This window comes from Epilithonimonas bovis DSM 19482 (genome assembly GCF_900108115.1).
GTDB lineage: Bacteria > Bacteroidota > Bacteroidia > Flavobacteriales > Weeksellaceae > Epilithonimonas > Epilithonimonas bovis.
Map to the genome: position 1 here is coordinate 16396 of NZ_FTPU01000018.1, position 18126 is coordinate 34521.

The 18126-nt window shown below is 36.4% G+C and carries 17 protein-coding genes and 1 riboswitch; of the genes, 7 read left to right on the forward strand and 10 right to left on the reverse strand.

The genetic code is table 11. The features are described 5' to 3' along the window. Window positions 1-17: 17 nt before the first annotated feature. The 7 genes from B0B05_RS09100 to mutY all read right to left on the reverse strand — a co-directional run bounded on the left by B0B05_RS09100 (window position 18) and on the right by mutY (window position 7514). Window positions 18-530 (reverse strand): nitroreductase family protein, encoded by a 513-nt coding sequence (locus B0B05_RS09100; protein WP_076783344.1) that lies wholly within the window; start codon window positions 528-530, stop codon window positions 18-20. A gap of 102 nt (window positions 531-632) precedes the next feature. Then, window positions 633-1082: a hypothetical protein gene (locus tag B0B05_RS09105; protein ID WP_076783345.1), complete on the reverse strand. Its 450-nt coding sequence runs from the start codon at window positions 1080-1082 to the stop codon at window positions 633-635. 112 nt (window positions 1083-1194) lie between these two features. Next, on the reverse strand, window positions 1195-1869 hold the full coding sequence (gene trmD, locus B0B05_RS09110; protein ID WP_076783346.1) for a tRNA (guanosine(37)-N1)-methyltransferase TrmD: 675 nt from the start codon (window positions 1867-1869) through the stop codon (window positions 1195-1197). Window positions 1870-1940: 71 nt separating this feature from the next. Next, window positions 1941-3200 (reverse strand): NAD(P)/FAD-dependent oxidoreductase, encoded by a 1260-nt coding sequence (locus B0B05_RS09115; protein ID WP_076783347.1) that lies wholly within the window; start codon window positions 3198-3200, stop codon window positions 1941-1943. A gap of 120 nt (window positions 3201-3320) precedes the next feature. Next, window positions 3321-4385, reverse strand: coding sequence for a DUF5074 domain-containing protein (locus B0B05_RS09120; protein WP_076783348.1), 1065 nt, complete (start codon window positions 4383-4385; stop codon window positions 3321-3323). 11 nt (window positions 4386-4396) lie between these two features. Then, window positions 4397-6211, reverse strand: a complete 1815-nt coding sequence (locus tag B0B05_RS09125) for a TonB-dependent receptor plug domain-containing protein (RefSeq protein WP_245799277.1) — start codon at window positions 6209-6211, stop codon at window positions 4397-4399. Window positions 6212-6236: 25 nt separating this feature from the next. Further along, window positions 6237-6426: riboswitch (cobalamin riboswitch) on the reverse strand. A gap of 29 nt (window positions 6427-6455) precedes the next feature. Beyond that, entirely contained in the window at window positions 6456-7514 is a 1059-nt protein-coding gene (mutY, locus tag B0B05_RS09130) for an A/G-specific adenine glycosylase (RefSeq protein ID WP_076783350.1), read from the reverse strand. A 47-nt stretch (window positions 7515-7561) separates the two neighbouring features. Here mutY and B0B05_RS09135 point away from each other — a divergent pair, with 47 nt between their 5' ends. From B0B05_RS09135 to porX, 3 genes are all read left to right on the forward strand, one after another. Next, on the forward strand, window positions 7562-7852 hold the full coding sequence (locus B0B05_RS09135) for an HU family DNA-binding protein (protein ID WP_027383593.1): 291 nt from the start codon (window positions 7562-7564) through the stop codon (window positions 7850-7852). Between the two features lie 234 nt (window positions 7853-8086). Further along, window positions 8087-9643, forward strand: a complete 1557-nt coding sequence (locus B0B05_RS09140; RefSeq protein WP_076783351.1) for an Rne/Rng family ribonuclease — start codon at window positions 8087-8089, stop codon at window positions 9641-9643. A 139-nt stretch (window positions 9644-9782) separates the two neighbouring features. Continuing rightward, complete coding sequence (gene porX, locus B0B05_RS09145; RefSeq protein WP_076783352.1) at window positions 9783-11327, forward strand: T9SS response regulator signal transducer PorX; 1545 nt, start codon at window positions 9783-9785, stop codon at window positions 11325-11327. Window positions 11328-11653: 326 nt separating this feature from the next. On the opposite strand, the gene B0B05_RS09150 is transcribed toward porX, so the two are convergent. Continuing rightward, window positions 11654-12256, reverse strand: a complete 603-nt coding sequence (locus B0B05_RS09150; RefSeq protein ID WP_076783353.1) for a hypothetical protein — start codon at window positions 12254-12256, stop codon at window positions 11654-11656. Between the two features lie 6 nt (window positions 12257-12262). Next, window positions 12263-12928, reverse strand: coding sequence for a hypothetical protein (locus tag B0B05_RS09155; RefSeq protein WP_076783354.1), 666 nt, complete (start codon window positions 12926-12928; stop codon window positions 12263-12265). 122 nt (window positions 12929-13050) lie between these two features. On the opposite strand from B0B05_RS09155, the gene B0B05_RS09160 reads away from it, so the two are divergent. Next, window positions 13051-13815: an exodeoxyribonuclease III gene (locus B0B05_RS09160; RefSeq protein ID WP_076783355.1), complete on the forward strand. Its 765-nt coding sequence runs from the start codon at window positions 13051-13053 to the stop codon at window positions 13813-13815. Window positions 13816-13864: 49 nt separating this feature from the next. Further along, entirely contained in the window at window positions 13865-14497 is a 633-nt protein-coding gene (locus tag B0B05_RS09165) for a trimeric intracellular cation channel family protein (protein ID WP_076783356.1), read from the forward strand. 43 nt (window positions 14498-14540) lie between these two features. Here the strand turns inward: B0B05_RS09165 and B0B05_RS09170 are convergent, their stop codons facing one another. Then, window positions 14541-15107, reverse strand: coding sequence for a hypothetical protein (locus B0B05_RS09170; RefSeq protein ID WP_076783357.1), 567 nt, complete (start codon window positions 15105-15107; stop codon window positions 14541-14543). Window positions 15108-15272: 165 nt separating this feature from the next. Here B0B05_RS09170 and B0B05_RS09175 point away from each other — a divergent pair, with 165 nt between their 5' ends. Then, window positions 15273-16676: a hypothetical protein gene (locus B0B05_RS09175; protein ID WP_076783358.1), complete on the forward strand. Its 1404-nt coding sequence runs from the start codon at window positions 15273-15275 to the stop codon at window positions 16674-16676. After that, the gene (locus B0B05_RS09180; RefSeq protein WP_076783359.1) at window positions 16610-18109 is read left to right on the forward strand and encodes a T9SS type A sorting domain-containing protein; all 1500 of its coding nucleotides are present in this window, start codon (window positions 16610-16612) and stop codon (window positions 18107-18109) included. The genes B0B05_RS09175 and B0B05_RS09180 overlap by 67 nt, the downstream gene beginning before the upstream one ends. Window positions 18110-18126 lie beyond the last annotated feature (17 nt).

The window sequence follows — 18126 nt, forward strand, 5'->3', positions numbered from 1 at the left end:
ACTTTTTAGTGTAAAAATTAGTCCAGACTTCCCATATAGAAAAGGCCAAGACATTGCTGATTTTCTTCTATTTTCAAAGAATCTTTGAGATGGTTGACGATTTTTGGCGAACTCCAATAACAACCAACCTTATTTGCTGTACAAGTTAGATACATATTCTGGACGGCCATTGCTGTAGCGGCAATCTCCTCCCAATCCGGAACCAATTGGCTGTATTCTACAACGATAGAAATAACAACGTTGGCTTTGTTTATTTTAAAACCAATATCATCGTATTTTTTTTTCAGAAACTGAAAATCTGGTGTGGTCTCTCTATAAATATTTTGAAGTTCCTGTGCGAGCTTTTGTTTTTCCTCGCCCTTAAAAACTTTAAAACGCCACGGCTTGGTACGCTTGTGGTTGGGTGCCAAAACGGCATTGCTGAGAACTTCATTGATAATGAGTTCCGGTATTGGTTTATCGGTATAATCTTTTGGGAAGATGCTTCTGCGCTCTTCTATGATGTGTTTGAGAATTGTTGCGTTTTCCATAGTTCAAAGGTACGAGAACGAAGACAAAAGAACAACGTAAAAAGAAACAAGAAAATGATTTAAGGTAAGAATCTTCGGACGTCTGACATCCAGCATCCGACTTTAAAGAATCTCCACAATCTCCTGATGGATATTATTGAGGACAAAATCATCGCCTACTTTTTTGCCTAACATGATCTTTGCCATCGGGCTTTCCGCAGAGATCGCGTAGAAACGGTCGCCCTGGAAAAAAAACTCACCCAAAGATACCGAGATGTAAAAACGGGCTTTGTTGGTAATAACGAGGGAACCTAATTTCACGGTATCAGAAACCGAATTAAGAACTTTTCGCATTTGAGTCTGCATCGTTTTCAGCGAAACCATTTGTCTGTCCAGATGATAAATTTCTTCCTGGATTTCTTCTCTTATTGAATCGTATTTAGACGTTTTCTTGATGTCGCGGCTTGCTTCCAGAGAAAAGTTAAGGTAAAAATCCAGTGTTTTTACCTTTCCCGATATGGTGTTGTTTACAAAGTCTCTTAACTCAATTTTATTGTAAATCGCCTTCTGCATAAGTCCAATTTTAAATAAAGATAATATTTTAAAAATTAATAGTTGGTAACAGAAAAAACCCTTTCTGAATTCAAAACTCTGAAAGGGTTGGTGTTAATGTTTTCTGATAAAATTAATCTAACAGGTCGGGTCTGCGCTCTTTTGTGATTCTTACAGCTTCATCATATTGCCAATCTTCGATTGCTGCAAAATTGCCGCTAAGTAATATCTTTGGGACAGATAAACCTTTATATGTCTCCGGCCTTGTATAGATAGGATAGGACAGTAGGTTATCCTGAAAACTATCTGTGAGCGCACTTTGCTCATCATTAAGAACACCAGGTAGAAGTCGAATTACTGAATCTGCCAAAACGCAGGCTGCTAATTCGCCGCCAGTTAACACATAATCCCCAATAGAGATTTCTTTGGTGATGTGCAGATCCCGGACTCTTTGGTCAATCCCTTTATAATGGCCACATAAGAAGATGAGGTTTTTTTGGATAGATAAAGTATTGGCCAACTTTTGGTTAAGCGTCTCACCATCAGGTGTCAGATAGATGATCTCGTCATATTGCCGCTGAGATTTCAGTTCTGTGATGCATTTATCCAACGGCTCTACCATCATAATCATGCCTGCGCCACCACCGTAAGGTTCGTCGTCTATCTGGCGGTGTTTGCCGACGCTCCAGTCCCGGATATTATGAAAATGGACTTCTGCCAGTCCTTTTTCCATAGCTCTTTTCAGGATCGAGGTCTTGAACGGGCTATCCATAAGCTCCGGCAAAACACTTATAATGTCTATTCTCATATTTGTAAATGGTGATGATAATTGACAAGCGATAAATTGCATTCAATTATCATTATCAGTTATCGATTATACTACTGTTCGGTACAGTTGCTACCCGCCGGTGCAATAATTAAGCGCAATGATGAATCTTTATTGATATAACTCCACATCCAGTTAAAGAAAATTGCAATCTTGTTTCGAACGCTCAAAATCAGCATCAAATGTAAGAACATCCAGAAATACCAAGCAAGAAATCCCTGAAATTTAAATTTAGGCAAATCTACAACGGCTCTGTGTTTTCCCACGGTAGCCATGGATCCAAGATCTCTATATTCATACTCGATCCATTCTTTTTTAGATTTTTTCTTTAGGTTTTTAGCCAGGTTTTTACCCTGATTTATTGCCACATTGGCAAGCTGTGGATGCCCGTGCGGATATTTTGGGGTTTCCATGTATGCAATGTCACCAATAGCAAAAATATTATCATAACCTTTTACCTGATTGTACCGGTTAACAATATATCGGTTTCTCACAATATTTTCTGGATTGAAACCGTCAATAATATTGCCTGTAACGCCTGCTGCCCAGATAACATTGGTGGTTGGGATAGAGTTTCCACTTGCCATCGTAACAGTTTCACCATCGTAATCGGTTACTCTTTCGTTTTTCATGAATTTGGCGCCCAGCTGTTTCAGGTATTTTTCAGCAGCGTCTTGAGAATCGGTGCTCATACTTTCCAGCGGTTTGTCACCGGCACTTATGAGAATAATGTTGAGGTCAGAGAAATTCATCCTTGGATAATCTCTTGGTAGGATCTGGGATTTCATCTCCGAGAATGCACCGGCCAGCTCTACGCCAGTTGGTCCGCTTCCTACGATAACGAGATTCCAATTGCCGTCATCGCTGGCTTTTCTCTCGATAATCATTTTCTCAAAGGTCATCAGGATGTGGTTTCTGATGGAGATTGCTTCCTGTGTGTTTTTCATCCCCAAGGTCAGGTGCTGCATTTTTTGATTACCAAAGAAGTTGGTTTTACAGCCTGTAGCGATAATCAGTTTATCATAAGTAAAGACGCCTTCCTCACCAATCACTTTTTTCTCTGCCGGAATGATTTGTTTAATCTCCGTCATCCTGAACTGGATATTTTTCGATTTCTGAAAAATTTTACGAAACGGAAAAGAAATGTTGGATGGCTCTATACGGCCTGTTGCTACCTGGTAAAATAGTGGTTGGAACATGTGATGATTCATCTTATCGATCACCATCACTTTGTATTTTGGATTGTTATTAAGATGGCGCGCCAGCTGCAAACCGGCAAACCCTCCGCCTATAATGACAATTTTTTCCCTCATTGCGAATTTTTTATAAAATTAAGCTTTATTTTCGGGATACTGTTATGCAAAAACTGTGCATAAAAAACCTTGTCACAAATTAATTGATGACAAGGTTAAAAAAAGTTGATTGCTTATTAATTAGTTTTTATAAAAACCATTGGTACCTACTCCTGCCGTAAAGGTTTTGAGAAGTGATCCGTTGCTGGTACTGTAAACATACACCGTACTGTTGCCGGTAAAAGTTCCTGCATCTGATACAAAGATTTTTCCGTCTATGACATCAAATCCGTACACATATCCTTTTGCAGTGAGCAAAGAGGCGGAGCTAGCAGTTGTGGCTATGTTTTTTGAGTAGATTTTGTTGGCTGCGTCTATAAAGTAAAAATTACCATTGTCTATTCTCAGTTTGTCAACGCTCGGGATATCAGTGAGTGTTGTAGTGGTGTAAGATCCGTCGCTTGGATTTATCTTGTAGATGTAAGAATCTTTTGATGTGGTTGACAATGCGTAAGCGTAATTCTGATAGGATACAAGATCTTTAATTTCTCCAGAATCAGGAAGGGTTACAACTTTATTTACCACGTTTGTTGTTGGGTTTACAAGGGTGATGCTGTGCCCTGTGATGTCCATGGTGCCCGTTGTGAAATTATAAAGGGATCCATCTGTTTGAACAGCAATGTTTCCTCCGGCTTCAACTACTTTTTCGGCATATCGGTCAAATGAGAGACTCTTTACAAAAGTGTTATCATTTTTATAAATATTCAGTTTATAAGTGCCCGAAAAATCATTATTGGTAACAAAATACTGATTGTTAGAAAATGCAATGTATCTTGGGCTTACAAGGTTGCTGGTAACTATCCCTAGTTTTTTAAAGGTATACCGGTTAACAACAGCTATTTTATTGGAGCTGTTAACTACGAGATAGGCCTTATCTCCGTTAAGTCCTACTGACTGAAAAACGTTACCAAGATCTTCACCATTGTTGGTTTTATAAATATCCTGCGAGATCACATTAGCAAGGTCGGAAGAGATAAAATTAACACCGGAATTTGGAGATCCGTAATTACCTTCGTTGGAGATAAATATCCCATTTTCGTAAGCACCTAAAGGTACATTTTCTATGAGGTCATCAGAGTCGTTACAGGCGGCTGTAAATAAAAGCACTGAAGCAAAAAGCGCAGGGATAATTTTTTTGAATTTCATAAATTATATATTTAAAAGTTAAATTTCAGGTAGATGGAAAAGTTCCGTTTAGGCATGTAATAATAATTGGTTGTTGCATAGATCTGATTGCCAATATTGTTGATCTTTGCGCCTATTGTGAAATGTTGTACAGGGTTTACAGACACGCCGGCATTCAATATGACATTATCTTTTAGAAACATATTTTCATAATTATCAGTAAATGTTTTTCCGTTGTAGATTGCCTGTAAAAACACACCAAAAATCTTGTAATGATAATCTGCATTCAGGTTGATTTTGTGCAGAGGAACATACATCAATTGCTTATTTGTTTCCATATCAACTGATTTTGAAAATGTATAAGCAATGACAGAATTGATAGAATGGCTGCCCATTTTTTTCTCAAATGCTAATTGAGTTTCTATACCGTAGGCTTTTGTTTTCCTAATGTTTTGCGGAGACCACAATCCTCCAAAACCAGGGACCCATATTATATTATCCTTGATGTACATATAATACGGCGTTATGATTAGCTTAATGTTTTTATGATGTAAGGTCTGTGAGATCTCTGCCTGATAAGATGTTTCAGGCTTCAGGTTGGTATTTCCGCCAGGTTGCCAGTACAGATCGTTGAAGGTCGGCGCACGGAAATTTTTGGAAAGATTGACGCTAGCCTGATACCATTTTGTAACAGTATATTTTGCCCCTCCAGAATATAGAAAAGGAGCTTGATAACCTTCTACAACATCTTTTTTTGTGCCAATCTCCCAATAGAATTTTTCTGAATTTTGATTTCTGAACAGCAGCGCAAAACTGCCAATATTTCGTTTGACATTTCCGATGCCTGACTGATAGCCTTCTCCTGTGTTGTATTGATATTCAGAAATGAAATTAATGGACGTCTTATGCCAAAGACTAAGGTCCAAATCGTTGTGGATAATGTACTGTTTGCCCGTTCCGCCGCTGGTCTGAGCTTTATCAATATCGGCAAAATATTGGAAATTATCTTCCAAATAGGCTACTTTCAGATCATTATGAATGTTGCCAAGATTCATTTTCCAGCCGGCTACGCTTCGCAAAGTCTGTACAAGATATTTGGTTTTGGTATAAGATTCTTCAAAAACAGGGTAGTGCTGGCTGCTGTCATAATGTTGGCTTTGCCAGTAGATTTCAGAATTTCTATTCACCTTCAGGGCCAAACCAAGATTGATTCCGATGTTCTTGTATTGTCCATTGATATTAATGTAATTTTTTTCCGGAACTTCATAATCATTTGCACTTTGAGAATGATTGGCAGAAAAGCTAAAGCTCATTTTCTCGTTGCTATATTTTGCTTTTATAAAAGAATTAGAAGTTCCAAAAGAAGCATATTCAGAAAATAATGATGCGCTGAAACCTTTATCAAAATCCAAAATATTATTAAGATGTATAGAGCCTCCAATAGCGCCGCTGCCGTACAATACGCTACCACCGCCATATTTAACAGCCAAATTATCGTAGCTTAAAATATTAAGATTGTTGATGTCACCCTGCCCAAGAAATATCGAGTTTACGTTAATCCCATTCCATACAAAAGCAGTCTGCTGCGCTGTTGTACCCCGAAAAGATGGCGAGGATACGGCACCTCTGCCATTCTCTTTGATATAGATATTGCTTTGGCTTCTTAATAGATCTGATAAAGATGTTGTGTTCTCAAGTATTTTATCAGCATTAAGGAAGTTGATTTTAGATATTTCACCAGATTTTTTTAACTGATTATCAATAATAACGGTATCTATCAGAGTTTCCTGCGCGGAAATCTGACTTGTCATCTGAAAAAGAAAAAGTATAAAAAAGTATCTCATCATAACCTGCCTTTCCTCCGAAAGCGTTTATTCAAAATAATTTTTGGCAGGTCTCCTGACTTTCGCTGATTTTGTGCCTTCTCATTCACAAAATGTGAACAATGGCGAGATTACAAAACCCTTTTAAGCGATTTACAGTTGCGGGGACAGTCGGAGAATTACACTCCGTTCCCTTTTAATCCCGAAAAAATTCGGGAACCAAATTCTTTGCAAATATAATCAACTTTAGTTAACAACCTAAGATGTTCTAAAATGGCAGTAGCCCGAGTTTTGGTGCACTAATGGTTTTATAATAATTTTCAAGTGGTTTGGGAAAAGACTTTTCATCGGCTAATTTTTCATCCACAATAATGTAATTCTGATCTTTAGCAAAATTCAGAAACTCTTTTTCTGACTCTATTTCTATCGTATTGATCTCTATCAGGAGATTCTTATGGGTAAGTTTGTGAGTTATCTGTTTGGAATTGATTATATAGTCTTTCCATTTTTCCGGTACAGACATTGGGAATTCGTAAAGTTTTTTCCAGATAAAATCAGAGTCTCTTTGTTTGATAAGAAACTGGTTTTTATTTTTAACAAAAAAATAAGTTAGGCTAAGGTCAGAAACCTTTGTTTTTTTGGTTTTAACAGGGAATTGTGATATGCTACCAGTGCGGAAGGCAATACAGTCATCGTTCACAGGGCATTCGCCGCAAAGTGGATTTTTTGGTTTACAGATCTCAGAACCAATATCCATAACCGCTTGGTTAAACTCACCCGGCTGGTCTTCCGGCATCATTAGTATCGCCAAATCTGAGAAGTACTGAAAAGCCTTAGAATCTGAAATGTCAAAATTATCGGCAAAAATTCTGGATAATACCCGGTAGAAGTTGCCGTCAACTGCCGGTGTTTTTTCCTCAAAACAGATGCTTGCAATAGCTGCAGCGGTATATTTCCCAATTCCTTTCAGTTGGAGGATGTCTTTGTAATTATCCGGGAAGTTTCCCGAGAATTCTTCTGCGATCTGATGTGCTGCCCTATGAAGGTTAATTGCCCTGCTGTAATAGCCCAGTCCTTTCCAATACAGCAAAACTTCGTCCTCGTGGGCGCTGTGCAGTGCCTGAACGTCAGGAAAACGTTCTATGAACCTTAGGTAATGGCCAAGGCCCTGTTTTACCTGTGTCTGTTGTAATACAATTTCGCTGATCCATATATTATAAGGATGCCGGTTTTCTCTCCAGGGAAGTGGTCTGGCATTACGATCGTACCACTTTACAAGCTTTTTTCCAATGTGAAGAAAATCAGCATTTTGTTTGTTAGTTTTCAAAAATATGTTTTATATTTGCACACCAAAAATATAAAGAATTTTAGAAAATGACAAAGGCAGAATTGGTAAATACCATCTCGAACAAGCTGGGAGTGGAAAAGAATGATACACAGAAGGTTATCGAAGCTTTTATGCAGGAAATAAGAACGTCTATGTATAACGGAGACAACGTATACCTAAGAGGTTTTGGTTCTTTTATCATCAAAACCAGAGCCGCTAAAACCGGTAGAAATATCTCTAAGAATACGGCGATAGAAATCCCTGCTCACAATATTCCTGCTTTTAAACCTTCAAAAACTTTTGTAGAAAAAGTTAAAACCAAAGTTGCAGTTAAATAATAAGTTAAATATTAACCATAATAAAAATATATAAATTATGCCAAGCGGAAAAAAAAGAAAGAGACACAAGGTAGCAACTCACAAGAGAAAGAAAAGAAGAAGAGCAAACAGACATAAGAAGAAATAATTTTCTGCACTTACTAAGTCTTATACATACAAATATAGTTGGTCTTTTGCCAACTATATTTTTGTTTTATATTTACAACCTAATCTTAATAAAACCTTTATGAAGTTATGAAGAAAGAACTGATTATTTCCAATGAGGGAGATGCTTCAAAAATCGCTTTATTGGAGGATGGTCGCCTTTTTGAACTCCATGAGCTGGAAACAAAATCCGAATTTGTTGTAGGAGATCTGTTTCTGGGAAAAATCAAAAAACTGGCTCCTAACCTGAATGCCGCTTTTGTGAATATCGGCACAGATAAGGATGCTTTTCTGCATTATCAGGACCTGGGTCCGCAATTTCTGTCCTATCAGAAGTTTCTGAAAAATACAATTTCCAAAAAACAGCAGACGCCAAGTCTCAAGAATTTTGAGAAAGAGAAGGACATCAACAAGATGGGGACGGTTGATAAAGTGCTTACAGCAGGCGATCTTGTCCTGTTGCAGATTACCAAAGAGCCAATATCTACCAAAGGACCAAGAATCTCAACACAAATCTCTCTTACAGGGCGTTTTCTGGTACTAATCCCTTTTGATAATAAGATTTCTGTATCCAAAAAAGTCAGTAATCAGGAAGAAAAAACAAGGCTGAAAACTTTGATAGAAAGTATTCGCCCAGAAGGTTTCGGCGTGATTATCAGGACTGTAGCAGAAGGGAAAAAAGTAGCTGAACTTCATAATGATATGAATCAGCTGATCAAAAAGTGGGAGACAACGTTTAAAAATATTCAGAAGAATAAGGTTCCGAGCAAGATTCTCAGCGAAGATGATAAAGCTTCATCCATCCTTCGGGATAACTTTAACCAGGATTTTGTCAGCATTATCTGTGATGACGAAAAAATGGTGGATGATATGAAGGCTTATCTGGAAGTGATTGCACCCGAAAGGAAAAATATCGTGCAATTTTATGACTCGCATATCCCTTTGCTGGAGTATTATAATGTAGAAAAACAGCTGAAGCAAAGTTTTGGGAAACATGTCAATATCCCAAGCTCCAAGGGGGCTTATCTTGTGATAGAACATACCGAAGCTCTTCATGTTGTAGACGTCAATTCCGGTAACAATATTTCGTCTGCCAATACCAATAAGACTCACGCGCTTAATGTCAACAAGATGGCTGCAACAGAGATTGCAAGGCAGTTGCGGCTGCGTGATATGGGAGGCATTATTGTAGTGGATTTTATCGACATGACAGATCCCGAACATAGGAAAGAACTCTATGAGCATTTTCGCAGTGAGATGCAACGAGATAAAACCAGGCACAAAGTTTTGCCACCATCAAAATTCGGGCTGATACAGATGACAAGGCAGCGCGTAAGGCCGGAAAACCATATAGAAACTTCCGAAGAGAATCCCAACAAAGACGGGGAGATTATCGCTCCAATCGTTATTGTGGAGCAGATGGAAGAATCTATCAGAACAATTATGCAGAAGGAGAAAGGCAAACTATACCTCCATGTACATCCTTTTCTGGAGGCCTACCTTACCAAAGGCCTGGCCAGTATCCAGAACAAGTGGTTTTTGAAGTACAAAAAGTGGGTAACGATTATCCCAAGAGATTCTTTTAAGATGTTAGAGTTCCATCTCTACAACGCCAATAAGAAAGAACTGATAAGTTACTCTAATTAAAAAACTAAAACTTTGCTGATATGTCGGCAAAGTTTTTTTTATTACATTAACTTATATTTAACGTCCTCAGTCGATTAATTTAAACTTAATTATGATATTTTGGTCATAATTTTGATGTACTATAAAAAATAAAAAATATATGTCAGGAAAAATTTTATGGATCGATGATGAAGTAGATTTACTTAAGCCGCACATTGTCTTTTTAGAAAACAAAGGTTATAATGTGACACCGGTAAACAACGTGAATGAAGCGCTGGAAATGATCGATAAAGAGAAATTCGAGTTGACACTTCTTGACGAAAATATGCCGGGTATCTCCGGATTAGAAGCCATCCCCATGATTAAGGACAAAGATAGTGCCCTAAAAATTGTGATGGTGACAAAAAGTGAGGAAGAGCATATCATGGAGCAGGCTATAGGCTCGCAGATTGCAGATTATATATTGAAACCTGTCAATCCTAATCAGGTGCTGTTGTCGCTGAAAAAAAACCTGCAAAGTGAAACCTTGGTAGAGCAAAAAACCATCGTCGATTATCAGCAGGAATTCCGTAATCTGAGTATGGAATTGTCTTATCTCAGAACTTATCAGGATTGGGCAGAATATTATAAAAAAATCCTTAACTGGGAAATTAAATTCGATAAAGTCTTCGATAGCGAGTTTGCTGACCTGTTGCAGAATCAGAAGGAAGAAGCTAACATTCAGTTCTCAAAATTTATCGAAAATAACTACGAAGAATGGCTTCATAGCAATGACAAACCTATGATGAGCCACACACTCTTCAAAGACCGGGTAAAACCCGAAGTAGAGAAAGATAAAGTACTGCTTCTGATGGTAGATAATCTGCGTTATGACCAATGGAAAGTGATAGAACCGCTGTTTACGAAGTTCTATAACAAAACTTCAGAAGAGTATTACTTCAGCATTTTGCCAACAGCTACCCAATATGCACGTAACTCGTTTTTTGCAGGGCTCATGCCATCAGAGATCGAGAAAAGATTTCCGGAATATTGGTTTAATGACAACGAAGAAGGTAACAAAAACGAGCACGAGCGCGATTTTCTCGAAGATCAGATGAAAAGAATCGGCCTTTCTGGGAAGTCTATGAAATACCTCAAAATCCTCAATGCCGATTTTGAAAGAAAAATTCTGGATGATTTTAACCAGCACAAGAATAATGATCTTTTGGTGATCGTTTATAACTTTATAGATATCTTATCCCATGCAAAAACAGATAATAATATTGTCAATCAGCTGATTAGAGATGATAAAACCTTCCGTTCTTTGACATACAACTGGTTCGAGAATTCGTCGTTGATCAAGATCATCAAAGCAGCCGCAGAGAACGGTTTCAAATTGGTAATTACCACAGATCACGGTACCATTTATGTCAAAAAACCAAGCAAGGTAGTGGGCGACAGAGAGACTTCTACCAACATCCGTTACAAGACCGGGCGCAGCTTGACTTATGATGACAAGGATGTGTGGGCCATCAGCAATCCGGACAAATTATTTTTACCAAAAGGAAACCTGAGTTCCAAATATATATTTGCCAAAAATAACATTTTTTTGGCCTATCCAAAAAACTATAACCACTTTGTCAATTACTACAAAGACACCTATCAGCACGGCGGGATCTCATTAGAAGAGGTCATTATCCCGATCAGCATATTAGAGCCCAAATAGTTTTTTTCATAGTTTATTTGATTTGGGTTTACTGGGGCGGAAGAAACGAATGTTTTTTCCGCCTTTTTATTTTGAGGAGCATTACGTTTGTCATTCTTTACACGTTGGTACCCGCTTTTCGCTACAATCTTTTTTGTCATTGCGAACGAGTGAAGCAATCTGTTGAACTTTTTATACTCGCAATAACAAAAAAGGATTTCCACTGCAATCGGGGCTAGGATTTCGCTAGTAAATCTTTTTGACCAATCCATACAAAATCACTCAAATAGCAAATAATATATTCCTTATCGTGCTGACAAGGAATATATTATTTTTGTAATGATTTCTTATAATTTATCTAAGTTATATGCAAAAGAGATCCCAAAATTAAAGCCATTATTGCTCAAATTGTTGTAGTAACTCTTACCTAATTTTGATAAGTTTGAGTTGTAATAGGAATAAGCACTAAATCTAAAATCTCCAAAATAGCGGGTGAAACCTAATTGAATGTTTGCTGAAAATAGGGTTTTGTTCAATTCATAATCATTCTCATAAGGTGTATTATCAAAAGGATCCCGAGATAACAAAAAATTAATTTCCGGTCCAATTCCCAAATAAAAATAGGCATCAGGAATATTAAATTTATAACTAATATAGCTGTCAAATGAGATATAATTCCAACGTTTGGTTATTTTATTCCAATCTCCAATTATTAATGGGTTGTTTTCCCGTCCACCTCTTTGTTTGTAACCAAGATTACTGGATACGAAAAATTTTTCGTGTTCGGCATAATCGATCCCTACTTTTAAACTGTAAACTTGAATGTTGGTTTTCAGAATATTAAGGCTGCTTCCTTTAACAGAATTGCTGGAGAACTCTGGTGAAATACGGATGTACTGACCCGTAATTGATATGAAACTTAAAAATATTATAAGGTATAAAGATTTCATTATACTCTAAAATTTAAGATATCTATATGTAAATCTAATAGCACTGGGATTCATTGGTCTAAAAAGATTACCCAAGTATTGACCTGCAGCATTATATTTTAGATGTAATGTATATGTATTAGCATACAAATAATTTTTTCCATTTTCGACTGCCATACCATAAGTAAAACCACTGGTTTGGTTTGAATAATTTGAATATCCAACAGGATATACGGTGTCAACAATTCCTACACTGTTTGCTGGTATTTCTACTTTTAAGAAATATCTATAGACATCCGCATAGTAAACACCGATTGGTGGGTAATTTGTACCGTCATTAAAGATTATCGCTTGATTGGTTGCAATAGGTCCATTAATTCCAACTTCTATAGTATATGGTCCAAAAATATTCTGTGCTTCCATAGGGGGATCTTGGCTAGTAATTGAACTTGTATTTCCAGATGAAGGAAAAGAAGTATTTACTGTTGTTGTTTTAATGTTTTGAAAAATAGAGTTGTTCAATTTCTCAAACATGGCTTCAGATTCTTTTTTAATCATTGACATTTCCTTTTTATCAATTGCTTTCCCATTAGCATTAGAAATACTTTCTACTGGATCACTTATCTCATTATTTCCATTACACGAAATTAATGCTAAACTAATAATACAAAAAAAGTTAAATTTGTTTTTCATAATATGAATTTTTGTAATTGGTACATTAAAATTAAAACTAAAAAAAGAAATATACAAGAGGTTTTTATATTTTTAGTTAAAATTAGGATTTATATTATATCTAATAAACTACAAACTAATTCATGAGAATTATTTCTTACAACGTCAACGGTATCCGCTCAGCATTTACAAAAGATTTTTTAGGCTGGCTCAATGTGGCTGGCCCCGATGTAATTTGCATTCAGGAGAGTAAAGCCGGGAATGACCAGATCGATATCGACAGTTTCGAAAAACTGGGTTATCATAGTTATTGGCATTCGGCGGTCAAAAAAGGTTACAGTGGCGTTGGGATTGCATCCAAAATAGAGCCTAAGCACGTGGAATATGGCTGTGGCATAGAAAGTTATGATAACGAGGGCAGAGTCATCCGCGCAGATTTTGAAGGACTTTCTGTAATTTCGGTTTATGTGCCATCAGCTTCTAATATAGACAGATTAGGTTTCAAGATGCAGTTTTGCCAGGATTTTTTGGATTATATACAACAGCTCAGAAAAACCATTCCCAACCTTGTGATTTGTGGCGACTTCAATATCTGTCATCAGGCCATCGATATCCATAACCCGGTTGGTTTGGCCAATGTTTCCGGCTTTCTGCCTATGGAGCGCGAGTGGATGACCAGTTTTATAACAGATAATAAGCTTACCGACAGTTTCAGATATTTTAATGATCAGCCAGATCAATATTCCTGGTGGAGCTACAGAGCCGGTTCACGTGCCAGAAACAAAGGTTGGCGCTTGGATTATAATTTTGTCTCAGAACCATTAAGAGATAAGATGACCAGAGCCGTCATATTGCCGGAAGTTAAACATTCTGACCATTGTCCTGTTTTGGTTGAGCTGGATCTGTAACAGTTCTTACCACCATTCAATCATTATTTATCAATTATAAAAAAGAGCCGTGCATCAGCAGTTTAATTTTCTTATTGAAGTTTTAGGGACTATCTCTTTTGCCATGTCCGGCAGTTTTGCAGCCATGCAAAAAAGGCTGGACCCTTTCGGGGTTTTGATTATAGCATTTGTTACATCAGTAGGTGGTGGGACTGTCCGCGATCTCCTACTGGATGTTCCTGTCTTTTGGATGACCGATATGCTGACCTGCTCATTGATATTCTTCACCTGCCTTTTCTCTATGATTTTCAAATCGATAGAGAGGAACTTCAAGGTCACACTGTTTATATTTGACAGTTTTGGTTTGGGATTATTTACAATTATTGGGATTCAGAAAGGCCTTTCGGTGGGTCTGCATCCGTTGATTTGCCTTACGTTAGGTACTATTACCGGTTGTTTTGGTGGTATTATCCGTGATATTTTGCTTAACCGAATTCCTTTGATTTTCCGAAAAGAGATTTATGCAACGGCCTGTATTATTGGCGGCGGTATTTTTTTACTAATGACCAAATATTCTGGCTGGTCTTACACTTTGGTTCAGATCTCCACCATTCTTCTCATTGTTGTTATCCGAACACTGGCAGTAAAATACCATTGGCAAATCCCAAAATTTTATGATGATGGATCTCATGGAGAGGCCTAAAAAAATGAGCAATTTTATATTGCTCATTTTTTTGATATCATTCTTAGAAGAATTTACCTCTCTGTCTCATATTGGGGTTGTGCATATGCTTTTGCATGGATGGCAGTTTAAGCTGCTCTTTCATCATTTTGATTTGGTCTGTCATCATACCTGCAGAATCCAGGTGTTTGGCTTCATCCAACAATTTTTGAGCTTCTGTTTTTCTGCCTTTAGATAATGCCGATGCAGCCAGATTAAGCTTTGCCATAGCACGGTCATGTTTCATATTAAGGCCATATTCCAAAGCTTTTTTCATAAGGGTTTCGGTCTTTGCAGGATTGTCCTGTGCGGTAGTTAAAGCCTGAAGATAATGGAAATAACCATATTGACTCTTGTGGAGTTGTGATTGATAATTGGTGATTTTGGCTAAGAAATGGGATGCTTTTTCCATATTTTGTTTTCTTAGTTGCCAAAAAGCAAGAAGGATATATTCGTTTTTGTAGAAAAGTAAAATAGGGATAGCAGAAAGGATTACCAATACAATTCCCCATCCAATGTTCCGGTTAAACATCAGGTAAACTCCCAATGCAATAATTACAGCAGCGATTACAAACTTTATGTATTTGTTCATTATTTAATTTTAAGCTGCAAAGATAAGAATTACCGGTAAGAATTCCGATAGTTATGATGTTATGAATTTTCTGATATATTTACTATTAATTATTAATCTCAATCCATTCATATTTGGAATAATATATATCTTTGGTTCCTAAAGTAACCATTATAATAATTGTAGATGAAACATTATTTTATTCTCTTAATTTCTTTTTTAACCATAACATTTTCTGCACAGAATATCAATGCAGATGTTTTTGAAATTAACTATCAGACAAGTCTCAATGCCAAAAATCTATTTAAATACAAAGACAAGATTTTATTTACAGGAGAAAATATTAATGGTAAAGAAAATGTAATTTGGGCTTACGATAAGCCAACTCAGAAAAGTTATCGTGTAAAGGAGATAGAAACCGGGTGGAATTCTCTTTTTATGTCCAACACACCAAAGTTTTCTTTATTAAAAGAAAAAGTGTATTTCGCAATTGCTAATTCTCCAAATAACGAGCTTTGGGTAACAGATGCAACATCAGGGGGAACTTATAAGGTTTTTGAATTTCCAGAGAGTACCTATGTTTATGATATGGAATCGTTTGGTGATAATATTCTAGCTATAACTACAAGTAAAGGATTGTATCTATCAGACGGAACTACAGGCGGAACTAAAATTATTCAAGAGATAACAGGGGAAATTGCTCCGGGAATTTCTTATTATAATGGCTATGTTATTTTTGGTGCAAAAAATGCAAATTTTTCTACTGAGATGTGGGCTTCTAATGGGAGTGATACGTTTAAAATTCTAGATGCAGAAACCAATAATTCCATCTATGTTTATCATGAAGCGTTTGGCTATAATGTAGGGAATAAATTTGTTTTTTACGCGCGTTCAGGAAACGGGTCGAAAGACGGTCTATGGAAATTTGATGCTGATTCAAAGAAAGCATCTTATATCGCCGAATCAAAAAATGTTTCAGGTGGTGTTGTGTTAAATGATAAACTTATTTATAAGGCTTGGGACTCTCAATATGGTGGTAGGATTTGGGCTTCTGATGGAACTTCTCAAAATACATTTCCGCTTAATAATGAAAATCAATTTGTAACATCTTTGTCAAATCAGAACTTTCTGATGAAAAATGGAAATAGTGTTTATTTCTTTCCAACCATTGGTAACTGGAATACGCTTTGGAAAACAGATGGTACAGCAGAAGGTACGGTTGCTACCAATATTGTGTTTGATAACAACAGGCCCGATTTTGAAAAATCTTTTCCAATAAATAAAAAATCTGTCATACGAAATTCAAACTACAATCAATATTGGCTCTTGGACGAAAGTGAGAACATAACTCCAATAAATAATAGATTTGATTCTTCCATAGAAGAACCTGGGAAATCATTTTTCCTTACACAAATAAGAAGTATGGAAATGAGTTATTTCAATATAGTTTTGACTCGAAGGTTATTTCTCTTTTCCACGATGGAAATCATTCTGCTGGAAGTAATCCCAAAAGTTTCCAAAAAATGCCGAATGGTAAACTTATTTTTACAGCAGCTAATGCAGAAAGCGGAAATGAATTTTACTCTATAGAGAATAAAAACAGTTTGCCTCAATTAATAAAAGATTTCGATTATAATGGTGATTACTCTTATGGCATTCCTGATGGTAAGCTTTTCAAGGTTGGAAAATACTATTATCAAAAACCTAATTCCTATACAGGTGTTCTTGCAAAATCTGATGGGACTGCAGAAAATACACAAATGTTAACTTTTCCAGGGAATGGAAATGATCGGCTTGATGATAACAGCTCTTTTGGTAACCTTAATGATGCTGCTTTAGTAATTTTGACATATAGTTCTGATAATGACAGAAAAATAAAAGTCTGGAAAGTTGAAAATAGCCAGAATACTATTACTCTCATAAAAGAAATCCCAACTTCGGCTAATGTTCATGATGGGAAAGATGGTATTTTCTATAACGGCTATCTATATTTTACAGTACGAAAGCCAGATAATAAAACTGAAATTTGGAGAACAGATGGGACCTCTGAAAATACAACCCTGGCAAGTTTTTCAATTCCTGATAATGAATATTATAGTAATATTCCTGAGTTTGTAATTGTTTTTGATAATCAGTTATTAATTAATAAAAACTATAAACTATGGACTTATGATGATGCCAGTCAAGTGCTTAAAGATATTACGATTGCCACCGATAGCTATCCTTATACAGTTCAATTCAATATTGTCAAAAACTCAAAAATTATAGATAACAAGTTATACCTGTATTCCCAATCCAATAATAGCCTGTACAGATTTGATAATTTTAGCAGTCAGCCGCTTGTGGTATTGACCAATTATGGCTCGACATTTTATCCTTCCTATTCTTCCTTGGAAAAATGTGGAAACTCTATCTATTTGGCTGTAGGGTCTTCTGAAAATAATTTTAATTCTTTGTGGAGTTTCGATCCACAGAGTAATATAAGCAATCTAATTTATACCACTAATTATTCAGGTCTTAACAAAGCAAAAAATTTGACCTGTTTGAACAATTACATGTATTATTCGAAAGAAAACAGCAACAGCATTTACAGAACCAATGGTACGCAACAGAGTGTCGTCACAATGGATACTACTATTGATAATGCTGAGCAGTTGGAAACTACGGATAGCATCGATGATATTTTTTCTTATGATGGTCATTTGTATTTTGTTGCGACAACAAAAGAGTCAGGAAAGGAATTGTTTCACATCAAGACAGATCTTCCTACATTTCTAATGACTGATGATATCCAAAATGTAAAAAAATCAAATATTACAATTGCTCCCAACCCAACTTCAGGATTTGTAAAAATATTTGCAGAATCAAATATTAATAAGGTTGAAGTGTACAACTCTTCTGGAGCTAAAATATCAGAAACACAATCGGATAGGTTAGATTTTAGCAAGTTAAATTCTGGCGTTTATCTCGTCAAAATCTACACTGACGATTTTATCGAAACAAAAAAAATTATCAAGAAATAATTTAAAAGAGTGCCTTT